The sequence below is a fragment of the Planococcus sp. CAU13 genome, assembly GCF_000775575.1.
In the GTDB taxonomy this organism is placed as follows: domain Bacteria; phylum Bacillota; class Bacilli; order Bacillales_A; family Planococcaceae; genus Planococcus.
In genome coordinates, this window is the sequence record NZ_JRGN01000017.1 from 1 (window position 1) to 10,958 (window position 10,958).

General features: G+C 48.5%; 15 protein-coding genes. All 15 read left to right on the top strand.

The window, feature by feature from the left end; genetic code table 11:
• The first annotated feature begins 285 nt into the window (after positions 1–285).
• The 15 genes from KW93_RS00515 (at position 286) to KW93_RS00585 (ending at position 10,744) form a co-directional block, all read left to right on the top strand.
• Positions 286–1,941, top strand: a complete 1,656-nt coding sequence (locus KW93_RS00515) for an FAD-binding dehydrogenase (RefSeq protein WP_033540993.1) — start codon at positions 286–288, stop codon at positions 1,939–1,941.
• Positions 1,942–1,982: 41 nt separating this feature from the next.
• The gene (locus tag KW93_RS00520; protein ID WP_033540994.1) at positions 1,983–2,279 is read left to right on the top strand and encodes a hypothetical protein; all 297 of its coding nucleotides are present in this window, start codon (positions 1,983–1,985) and stop codon (positions 2,277–2,279) included.
• On the top strand, positions 2,272–2,733 hold the full coding sequence (locus tag KW93_RS00525; protein ID WP_033540995.1) for a DUF4181 domain-containing protein: 462 nt from the start codon (positions 2,272–2,274) through the stop codon (positions 2,731–2,733). Before KW93_RS00520 ends, KW93_RS00525 begins: the two co-directional genes overlap by 8 nt.
• A 62-nt stretch (positions 2,734–2,795) precedes the next feature.
• Positions 2,796–3,200, top strand: coding sequence for a GNAT family N-acetyltransferase (locus tag KW93_RS00530; RefSeq protein ID WP_033541006.1), 405 nt, complete (start codon positions 2,796–2,798; stop codon positions 3,198–3,200).
• A gap of 82 nt (positions 3,201–3,282) precedes the next feature.
• On the top strand, positions 3,283–3,825 hold the full coding sequence (locus tag KW93_RS00535; protein ID WP_033540996.1) for a GNAT family N-acetyltransferase: 543 nt from the start codon (positions 3,283–3,285) through the stop codon (positions 3,823–3,825).
• A gap of 24 nt (positions 3,826–3,849) precedes the next feature.
• On the top strand, positions 3,850–4,425 hold the full coding sequence (locus tag KW93_RS00540; protein WP_033540997.1) for a nucleotidyltransferase family protein: 576 nt from the start codon (positions 3,850–3,852) through the stop codon (positions 4,423–4,425).
• Between the two features lie 12 nt (positions 4,426–4,437).
• Positions 4,438–4,956: a GNAT family N-acetyltransferase gene (locus KW93_RS00545; protein WP_052131399.1), complete on the top strand. Its 519-nt coding sequence runs from the start codon at positions 4,438–4,440 to the stop codon at positions 4,954–4,956.
• Positions 4,953–5,510 carry a GNAT family N-acetyltransferase gene (locus tag KW93_RS00550; protein WP_033540998.1) on the top strand — a complete coding sequence of 186 codons (558 nt, stop codon included), beginning with the start codon at positions 4,953–4,955 and terminating at the stop codon, positions 5,508–5,510. The genes KW93_RS00545 and KW93_RS00550 overlap by 4 nt, the downstream gene beginning before the upstream one ends.
• Positions 5,511–5,525: 15 nt before the next feature.
• Positions 5,526–6,371 (top strand): hypothetical protein, encoded by an 846-nt coding sequence (locus tag KW93_RS00555; RefSeq protein ID WP_033540999.1) that lies wholly within the window; start codon positions 5,526–5,528, stop codon positions 6,369–6,371.
• A 16-nt stretch (positions 6,372–6,387) separates the two neighbouring features.
• A complete protein-coding gene (locus tag KW93_RS00560; RefSeq protein WP_033541000.1) occupies positions 6,388–7,023 on the top strand; it encodes a class I SAM-dependent methyltransferase in 636 nt (211 codons plus the stop codon).
• Between the two features lie 33 nt (positions 7,024–7,056).
• Complete coding sequence (locus KW93_RS00565; RefSeq protein ID WP_033541001.1) at positions 7,057–7,818, top strand: metallophosphoesterase family protein; 762 nt, start codon at positions 7,057–7,059, stop codon at positions 7,816–7,818.
• Positions 7,819–7,828: 10 nt separating this feature from the next.
• A complete protein-coding gene (locus tag KW93_RS00570) occupies positions 7,829–8,239 on the top strand; it encodes an HIT family protein (protein ID WP_033541002.1) in 411 nt (136 codons plus the stop codon).
• 168 nt (positions 8,240–8,407) lie between these two features.
• Positions 8,408–9,328: an ABC transporter ATP-binding protein gene (locus tag KW93_RS00575; protein ID WP_033541003.1), complete on the top strand. Its 921-nt coding sequence runs from the start codon at positions 8,408–8,410 to the stop codon at positions 9,326–9,328.
• On the top strand, positions 9,321–10,277 hold the full coding sequence (locus KW93_RS00580; protein ID WP_033541004.1) for an ABC transporter permease: 957 nt from the start codon (positions 9,321–9,323) through the stop codon (positions 10,275–10,277). The genes KW93_RS00575 and KW93_RS00580 overlap by 8 nt, the downstream gene beginning before the upstream one ends.
• A gap of 38 nt (positions 10,278–10,315) precedes the next feature.
• Positions 10,316–10,744: a DUF4064 domain-containing protein gene (locus KW93_RS00585; RefSeq protein WP_033541005.1), complete on the top strand. Its 429-nt coding sequence runs from the start codon at positions 10,316–10,318 to the stop codon at positions 10,742–10,744.
• The last annotated feature ends 214 nt before the right edge of the window (positions 10,745–10,958 follow it).

Sequence of the window (10,958 nt, forward strand, 5' to 3'; positions counted from 1 at the left end):
TGCGGGCGATTAAAATCATTTGTGGGCGATTAAATCAAATTGCGGGCGATTAGCATGCATTTGCGCACGTTCAGTGAAATTTCTTCTATAAAAAAATGTACACAGGACAAAAAGAAATAATTATGGATAATATTTCCTCGCATTGTTTCTCTTTCACACCATCTTTATTTCCTTCAATTCCATTCCCGCCTTTATTGTCTGAAAACTGAAATTACTAACTATAATTTACCAGCTCAAAATGATACGATTGACTATAGAAACAGTATCATCTGGAGGGAAGTATGGATGGAGTTCGATGTGATCATAGTGGGAGCGGGATTAGCGGGATTGACGGCGGTGGCGGAGCTTGCGGATGCCGGCAGAAAAGTGTTATTGGTCGATCAGGAGCCGGAAGCATCATTCGGTGGACAGGCGTGGTGGTCATTCGGTGGATTGTTTTTGGTTGATTCGCCGGAACAGCGCCGTATGGGCATCAAGGATTCGAAAGAGCTCGCCTGGCAGGACTGGCTCGGAGCAGCGGGATTTGACCGCACCGGCGACGAAGATTATTGGGGCTTGAAATGGGCCCAGGCTTATGTCGATTTCGCAGCCGGTGAAAAGCGCCAGTGGCTCGCCGGCATGGGCGTCAAATTCTTTCCGGTCGTCGGCTGGGCGGAACGCGGGGGCTACCTCGCCGAAGGCCACGGCAATTCGGTTCCCCGTTTTCACATTGTATGGGGCACGGGTCCGGCAATTGTCGAAGCTTTCGAACGCCGCATCCGTGAACACATGAAAAACGGTCTCATCCAGTATCTTCCGCGGCATCAAGTGAACGGCTTACTGACAGAAGGCGGCGCAGTCACCGGCATTCACGGTTCCATCCTAGAGCCGAGCGAGGCTGCGAGAGGAGAAGCAAGCTCGCGCAATAAAATCGGCGAATTTTCTTTTCATGCAAAAGCGGTCGTCGTCACAAGCGGCGGCATTGGCGGCAATCACGACCTGATCCGTAAAAACTGGCCAAAGCGTCTCGGCGCTGCACCGCAAAATATGCTGTCGGGCGTGCCGGCACATGTAGACGGCCGCATGCTCGCGATTACAGAGCAGGTTGGCGGACGTCTCGTAAACCGTGACCGCATGTGGCATTATACCGAAGGCATCAAAAACTGGAATCCGGTTTGGAGCCGCCACGGCATCCGCATTTTGCCGGGACCGTCTTCGCTGTGGTTCGATGCCACAGGCAAGCGTTTCCCGGCGCCGAATTTTCCAGGCTTTGATACACTCGGCACACTTGAAACCATTCAAAAAACAGGATATGACTATTCGTGGTTCATCCTGACACAGAAAATCATCGAAAAGGAATTCGCGTTATCCGGCTCCGAACAGAATCCGGATCTGACCGGCAAGGACATTCGCCAGGTGCTGTCGCGTGTGAAAAAAGGGGCAACGGCACCGGTTCAGGCATTCATGGACAAAGGCGAAGATTTTATTGTCGCGGAGAATCTGACAGACCTCGTGGCTGGCATGAATAAATTGACGGGTGAAAATTTGCTGGACGTCAACGAAATCGAAAGGCAGATTATTGCACGTGACCGTCAGCTGGACAATAAATTCACGAAAGATCTGCAGGTGACGGCGCTCAGAGGAGCACGGAATTACAGAGGCGACCGGCTGATCCGCGTGGCGCCTCCGCATAAGATACTGGATCCGAAAAACGGGCCGCTCATCGCGGTGCGCCTGAGCATTGTGAGCCGCAAAACGCTCGGCGGCCTGCAGACGGATTTGTCAGCGCGTGTGCTGAATGACTCTGGCCAGCCGATTTCCGGTTTATACGCAGCAGGCGAAGTCGCCGGTTTTGGCGGTGGGGGCGTGCACGGCTACCGTTCACTCGAAGGTACGTTCCTTGGCGGCTGCCTATTTTCGGGCAGAGTAGCGGGACGTGCTGCAGCGGATTTCAGCAGCTGATATGGGGTGCGGTTTGGAATAAATAAAAAAGGGGTGTTTGAATGAATGGAATTTATGTAAGGGCCGCCTATGCAATTTCAATAATTGCGCTGATTATTGGTTTGCTGATGATTTTTAACAGCAGTTCACGGGGACAGTCACTGGCCTCTGCGGAGAGTCTTCGAAACGGCGGAATGATGGATACTAATCAATATAACTTGATTTATGAAGCCGGCATCAATCAGTTTTTGATATTGGGCGGAATTTTCACAGGAAGCGGCCTGCTGATTGCTATTCTGGTCTCTTTTACGCTATTGATCAAATCCAAACCGTTTGCCGAGGAGGAAATCCGTGCCTGATTCAAATGTCTATTACGTCGACCCCGGCACACCGGATTACTTAGGTTTAAAACTAATCATATTTATTGCTGGCATGTTCGTGATCCTGTTTCTCGTCAACCTGATTTTACGAAAGCTATTGGGCGTGGAAAAACGACACTTTCTGAAAGCGAATTATGTGAATGACAGACATAAAAAGACAGAATTTTATTTGGGTATAGCAGGAGCTGTCGCCGTGGCTGCAGCTGCGATATACGGTTACGGACGGAGTGGTTTGTATCCAGTATATGCTACCGCCATCTTCGCATTGATCGGCACTGTATACCGGGCATATATGGAGAGGAAGCATGCGGAAAACTCGAGAGAATATCTTTTTACGCTCTTCGAATTCCCTCTGGTCATCCTGTTTACTCTGAGTCTGGGCAGTTTCCTGTTTCCAGATTTCTCTTTATTCTTATATGGAAAATTTGAATGAAAAAAGCTATGCTGCTAGGCTGGATTTAAGGAAGAGAAATGTTGAAAGGCGGAAAGCGTATTATGAAAGAACAGCAAGAGATCATCATCCGGCCCTATGAAGAAAAAGATTTCCCCGCAATCCATAAATTGAATGAACAGGAAGGCTGGAGCAATCTGTCGGCAAAACAGGAGCAGACAAAAGCTGCGTGGCAAGGATCGAATGTGGCATTTGTGGCGGAACATGATGGCAGACTTGCAGGTTGTCTGCGTGCGCTGACGGACGGGGCTGTATCACTTTATATCTGCGAACTGCTGATTGAAAAAAATATGCGAGGCAGCGGAATTGGCGCAAAATTGATGGACCATGTCCACAATCTGTATCCGACAACGCGCATGGAACTGCTCGCGAGTGCCACTTCACGTTCTTATTATGAAGAGAAAAAATTCCGTCCGTTCTATGGTTTCCGAAAAACACATCAAGAATAGAGAAAAATGTTTCACGTGGAACACCTTTTTGTCTATTTGATAGGATTTTGTCTGGAATTACTCTGAGCGAGGAGGTGCCGTCATGCGGGGCGACAAAGTTCATATACGCTTTCTAATGCTCGAAGATGCACCGGATAAACTGAAGATGGAACTGGACAATAAAGAATTCTTTGGCGAATTCTCGGCAGACGGTGATGAGGAAGATCTTTTTACGTTGCCGATGCAACAGGAAGTGATTGAGCAAAGTGTGCAAAACCGGGAAACGGGCAGGGAGTATAACTTTGGAATATTTGAAAATTCGAGCGCCAGGATGGTGGGCACCGTTAATCTTTTCCGGATTTTCCGCGGACCGCTGCAAAGCGCAATGATCGGTTACGCCGTCGACCGTAAATACAATGGCCAAGGCTACGCAACTGAGGCAATCCGCCTTGCAGTGGACTATGCCTTTAAAAAGCTGGGTCTGCACCGCATTGAAGCCGGCGTCATGCCGCATAATGCACCGTCCATCCGGGTGCTTGAGAAAGCGGGCTTTGAGAGAGAAGGCTTAGCCCGCAAGAATGTGAAAATCAGCGGCAAATGGCAGGATCATGTCGTCATGGCGATCATTAATCCCGAAGATGATTAAACAGATTCAAACAGGAGATGCAATATGGAAACTGAAAAAGAAATTTTGACGGTTATTGGGGCAGACAGCTGGATGATGAAGGTGCTGCAGGCAGCTGAAATGCTCGAATTATCCGACTGGTGGATTTGCGCCGGTTTCGTTCGCTCCAAAGTCTGGGATGTGCTGCATGGCTATGACGCCAGAACCTCCCTGGGCGATATTGACGTCATTTATTATGACGATGAAAATGTGGATGAAGAACAGGAAAAAAAGTTTGAACATCAATTAAACCAAAATATGCCGGGACTGCCCTGGTCTGTTAAAAATCAGGCAAGAATGCATCAAGTCAACAATTTGCCTCAATATCAGTCGTCATTTGACGCTGTCTCCCAATTCCCTGAAACGGCGACGGCGCTCGGAGTAAAAATAGCTCCCGGAGGACAGCTGGAATTGATGGCTCCGCACGGATTAGTGGATTTATTGGACATCAGAGTGCGTCCGACACCGGCTTTTGAAAAGGACGAGCGATTGATGAAAGTCTACAAAAAGCGGCTCGAATCGAAAAAATGGTCACAGAAATGGCCGAAGGTGGAAGTGGCACTACCAAAAGAAAAACTATAAGAGAGGTCATGCATGAAAATCGAATCGGAAAGATTATTATTTCGCCGCTACAGCGATGCAGATTTCCCCTTTTTGCAGAAAATGACAGCGGATCCCGAAATGATGAAGTATATCGGAAACGGTCAGACACGGGATAAAGACGGGGCGCTGCGTTTTCTCTATTGGGTTTATCAGGGCTATAAAGAAAATCAGGAAACGGGCTTGTTATTGCTGGAGCGGAAAAGCGACAGGCAGCCTGTCGGTCAGGCAGGTATCATTCCGCAAAAAGTGGACGGCAAAGACGAATGGGAAATCGGCTATTGGATTGCTAATGAACACTGGTCAAGTGGCTATGCAACAGAAGCGGCACGGACGCTCCGGGACTACGCTTTCGAAAAACTTGGAAAAGAGCGGCTCGTTTCGCTGATTCATCCGGACAATACGGCATCACAGCGGGTTGCTGAAAAATGCGGGATGAAACTTGAGAAACAGAGTCTGGTGGCGGGCAGAGCCGTGTGCGTTTACGCAATTCAGAAGGAGGAGCAGATATGAAATTTCCAGAACTGGAAACACCGAGACTCCGTTTAATTCAAATTCGGCCCGAGCACGCCGATGCGCTATTCGGCATTCTGTCGATGGATGAAGTAACAAGATATTACGGCATGGACAGTATTGAAGATCGGGCTATTGCAGAAAAGATGGTGGAAGCTTTTCAAATCGGATTTGAAGCGCAGCGCAGTTACCGCTGGGGGCTTCAATTAAAAGATACAGGCGAATTTATTGGCACAATCGGGCTGAATAATTTGAACACAAGCTCTAAAAAATCGGAAATCGGGTACGAGCTGCATCCGGCTTTCTGGCGGCAGGGCCTTGCAAAAGAGGCAGTGATTGAAGTGCTCCGCTATTCGTTCGAGGATTTGGGGATTTACCGGATAGGTGCGGTAACTTATCCGGCAAATGAAGCTTCGAATAAAATGCTCCAGAAACTTGGATTTAAAGTGGAAGGCACATTGCGGGGCTATTTGTTTCAGCGGGGCGAGTCGCATGACGCGCTGATTTCATCGCTGCTCAGAACGGAATGGGAGCAGTCGATCAAAAAACTTTAGAAAAGGAGCAACCCAATGGTAAATATCATCGACACGGCTGGTTACTTTTTGGAAAACTACGATAGCTCAGTCAAATCTTTACGGGCATATTACGGAGAATACCCGGAAATTTTTGAGCAATATTTCGCTTATCACTGCAAAGACACGGACGAGCGCCATCAGCAGTCGATCCGGAAATATCCGGAAGCGATGGCAGGCATTGAGGCGGCCCGGTGGAGGCTGCCGTCTATAATAGAAGAAACAGCTCTGGAATATGAACGGCTTTACGGAATCATCTTCCCGATCGACGTCAATCTGCTTGTCGGCGGGTTTGGCTCGAACGCTTATACATATCGCGATATTATCCCGAATATCAGCTTCGCGCTTGAAAAGCTGTCACCTGAACCGGATCATCTGCGCGCACTCACTGCCCATGAATTCGGCCATGCGGCACATCACATCCTTACGGACAGAACCGAAACCGACTGGAATAAAATCCCTTGGACACATCCTTTGAACTGGTTGTACCAGGAAGGGGTGGCGACGCATTTTTCCAGAAAGACCGCTCCGGGACTCGATGCCGCCACATATTATTCATTCAACGGGGAAGGGGCGGAATGGCTCCATTTTGCCGAACAGAATACCGCAGAAATAAAACATGCATTTAAGGAAGATTACCGGACTCTGGATACGCCGGAACTGTTCAAAGAATGGTTTTCCATTAATGGCGGCAAGCGTTTCGGTTACGAACGGCTGGCATATTTCCTGGGAAATAATTTCTTCCAAAGCAAAGTCGAAAAGATGGGGGAATTGATGGCTGTGCTGGATTGGCGGGAAGATGGGTTTTTGGAGTCCGCTGAACTATGGCTGGAAGAAAAGTGAAAATGGAGGAAAACGGATGTTAAACAAACAAGGATTCGATTTATGGGCAAATGATTACGACCGCACGGTTCAATTGAGCGAAGAAAATAATGAGTATCCGTTTGCAGGATACAAAGAAATACTGAAAGGGATTTACAATGAAGCGATGCAAAAAGAGAGATCCGCTGTACTTGATATCGGGTTCGGCACAGGCGTCCTGACAACCAGGCTCTATGAAAACGGCCATCAGATCGACGGCATCGATTTCTCGGAAGAAATGATCGCCATTGCACAGGAAAAGATGCCGAAAGCACGGCTCCTGCAAGGGGATATCACAAACGGTCTGCCGGAACCTATTGCCAGCAGCAGCTACGACACAATCATCAGCACTTATGCGCTGCATCATCTGACAGATGAGGAGAAAACGGTGTTTATTGAAACATTGCTCAAGCAGCTGAAGCCGGACGGGAAAATTTATATTGGCGATATCGCGTTCCGGACGCGTGCGAATCTGGCGGCGTGCCGTTTGGATAATCTCCGTCACTGGGACGAAGATGAGTTCTATTTTGCTTACGATGAATTCGAAGAAGCGATTGCCGGACTTTGCCACAGTGAATTCCATCCTGTCTCGCATTGCGGCGGCGTGATCGTGCTGTCAAAAAAACAGGGATAAGTGGAATGAAATATAAATGGGAGGAATTCAGCCATGAAATTTGCAGTGATTACCGATGTCCACGGCAACGCGCGCGCATTGGAGGCTGTACTTGCTGACATTGATGCAGCGGGTGACGTCGAACGTATTTATTGTCTCGGCGATATGATTGCCATCGGCCACGAAACGAACGAAGTGCTCGGCATTCTGTTCGGCCGCGATGACGTTTCAATGATCACCGGCAATCATGACGAAGCGGTGCTGGCTCTTGCTGCTGGCCGCGATTACCCAAGAAGCCACCTGCATGTGCTGGCACATCATCAATGGATTGCGGACAATTTGGCTCCTGCTTTTATTGATAAACTGGAGGAATTGCCGCGGATTATCCGTGAAGAATTCAGCGGCCACCGCGTCCTTTTTACCCATTACCATATCGAAGAGCGGAAAGTGGAAGCGCCGATCAGCGAAGATCCGTTTTCGCAAATTGTCGAACCGGGGCTCGGCAATGCCGAAAAAATGTTCAGCGGCCATGGCGAAAGCCTGATTTGTTTCGGTCATCACCATCCGCAGCACTTTTTCCATAATGACCGGACGATTTACCTGAATCCCGGTGCGCTCGGCTGCAACCACAAGCCTGAAGCACCTTATGCCATCGTCGAAGCGAAAGCTGAAGGCTTTGAAGTGGAAATAAAACAGGCGGTTTATGACAATAAAGCGTTTCTGGAAGCATACGAGACATTGCAGGTGCCGGAGCGGGATTTCATCCTGCGTATTTTTCACGGCGGCCAAATGGATGCTTCATTTAAAAGACGTTAGGGGGAAACAAATGAGTTTAAAACAAGGATGCCCATACTGTGATTTCGCAGATGATCCGGAGCAGCACATCGTATTCGAAAACGATACCTGCTACTTCCTGCAGCATGACCGCCACCAGGGCGTATTGGAAGGGTCCGGGATCATCATCCCGAAAGTTCACCGCGAAAACACATTTGAACTGACGAAAGAAGAATGGAACGACACGTACGAGCTGATGCAGCAGGCGCAGGAATACCTGCGGGAAAAACATTCGCCGGACGGCTTCACGCTTGGCTGGAATGTCGGTGAAGCTTCCAATCAATCCATTCTGCACAGTCATTTCCATATCATCCCGCGCTATAACGACGAGCCGTATGCCGGCAAAGGTCTGCGCCATTGGATCAAGAAGCCGGAAAACAGGCGGCCACAGCGTAATGCATGAAATTGAACCGGTGACCGCTGGCACTTTAAAGCACATCTCCCGAAAAAGAGATGTGCTTTTTTATTGTTTATTTTCGAATTCAAATCGGGTTAATTACCATTTTTGGGAACTTTTTGCCTTTTCATTCGTAAAAAGAGGAGTGGAAAGTAAAATACGGAGGTGCACACCATGTCAAAGCCGGCAATGCAGTTGGTGAATTTAAAGAAGACGATCGGCAATAAGCCGATTATCAAAGGACTGGATTTCGAAATCAAAGCGGGTGAAGTGTTCGGATTTTTGGGGCCGAACGGCGCAGGGAAGACGACAACCATCCGAATGATGGTCGGGTTGATCGATATTACGGAAGGCGACGTCCTGATCGAAGGCAAAAGCATCAAGACGGATTTCAAGGGAGCGATCCGTCATGTCGGCGCGATTGTTGAAAATCCTGAGATGTATCCGTTTCTGAGCGGCTGGAAAAACCTGAAACAGTATGCACGGATGGTCGACGGCGTCACCGACGAACGGATCAAAGAAGTGGTCTCTCTGGTCGGACTGGATAAAGCCATTCACGAAAAAGCGGGCCGTTATTCGCTCGGCATGCGCCAGCGCCTCGGAATTGCGCAGGCACTGCTGCACGGACCCTCGATTCTGATACTGGATGAACCGACAAACGGTCTTGATCCATCGGGCATACGTGAAATCCGGAAATACATACGAAATCTTGCGGAAAAAGAAAATGTCGCCGTCATCGTCTCCAGTCATTTATTGACTGAAATTGAATTGATGTGCGACCGGATCGGCGTCATCAAAAACGGCGAATTGATTGCCATCGAAGAAGTGAAAACCGTCGAAAATGAAGAGGCGCTGAAAGAAGTCTATATCGAAGTCGAGCCGATGGATACGGCGAAAGCGTATCTCGACAATCATCTGGACAATAAAATCGGTGTAGGGAGCAAGGAACTTTCCATGTCGGTCAAACGTGAAGAGATTCCGCATATCCTGAAAAGCCTGATGGAACTTGGTGTCAGCATCTACGGCGTACGCGTTCTGCAGGCGACGCTGGAAGATAAATTCTTTGACCTGATTGGAGAGAATACCATTGAGTAATTTTTTGAACCTGATCTGGAATGAACAGATAAAACTGTATGCGAGAAAAGCGACGTGGGTCATGTTTGCGGTGCTGCTGATCCTCGCAATCGGCGGCGGACTCATCACCAAATTCTTCGGAACGGAATCGGATTTCAAGGAATACGGAGACGACTGGCAGACGGAACTGCAGGCCGAAAATGCACAGCTGACAGCTGAAATGGAAAATGATGAATTTGGCGGCTTCATGAATGAAATGATTATTACAGAAAATAATTACCATCTGGAAAACAACATCAAGCCGCAGCCTTATGACGGCTGGGAATATGTGCTCGAGAACAGCTTCCTCACATCGGTGATCAGCCTGTTCACAATCATCGTGGCAGCCGGCATCATCTCGAACGAATTCAAATGGGGCACGATTAAATTATTGCTGATCCGCCCGATTTCGCGGACAAAGATTTTATTGTCCAAATATGTATCCGTCCTGATTTTCGCCTTCACGTTGCTGGTGTTCCTGTTGGCCTCGTCATGGCTTGTAGGAGCTGTATTATTCGGCCTGAACGGACTGAATCCGATAGTCGTACAGGATTTGATGCCTGGATTCGTGCAAAATGACGTACTGGGTGAAATCGTGAAATCATACGGCTTCGGCCTGGTGACGCTGGTCATGATGGCCACGTTTGCTTTCATGATTTCAGCAATTTTCAGAAGCAGCGGCATGGCAATCGGTCTGGCGATATTCCTCATGATGGCGGGCAACGCGATCGTCGCTTTCCTGTCGCAATACGAATGGTCGAAATACATCCTATTCGCCAACACAAATCTGAAGCAATACATGAACGGCATGGAACCGATGATCCCGGGCATGTCGATGACATTTTCGATCATCGTGCTGGCAGTCTATTTCGTCATCTTCATGGGCGCTGCCTGGGCAGCCTTCACGAAACGGGACGTCGCAGGGAATTAAAATTTACTTTGAATGAAATCATCTAGGAGGAATAAACAATGAAACGCACAGCAGAAATAGTTTTAGGGGTTATTGGAGCACTTGGCTTCGCATTTATGGCGGCGGTTGGAGCTTTCATGCTTTGGCTGCAGAACAACAGAGAGCTGTTTGAGACTGAGTTAACAACCGGAACAGGCGATCCGACGACTGACTTTTCGATGGAAGAATTTGAAATAGCGATGGATTTTCTTGGTGCAGGCGGCTGGGTACTGATCGCATCAGCCATTGTCGCAATCGTTCTCGGCATCGTTGCAATGGTCTTGCTGAAAGGCAATAGAAAGCCGGTCATCGCGGGCATCCTCTTTATCGCGACAGCTGTCATCGTATCAATCGTCACAACAGGAGTCGGAATCCTTGCCGGTCTCTTCTACCTGATTGCGGGCATTCTGTGTCTGGTGCGTAAGCCGAAGACGACGTTGGAGATGTAATTTTGTGGATTGGTTTTGAGATAGGAGGCTTTTCGCTCAGCGAAAAGCTTCCTTTTTTGGTTTTGGGGTCTTTGTGAGAGGGGGAAAATGGGGATGGGGGTGGCTTACGCGCGGTTAGAAAATTATATGCGCGGTTAGAATTTTTTACGCGCGATTAGAAAAAAATATGCGCGATTAGCAAATACGGGCGGTTAAAAAGATTTGCGGGCGATTA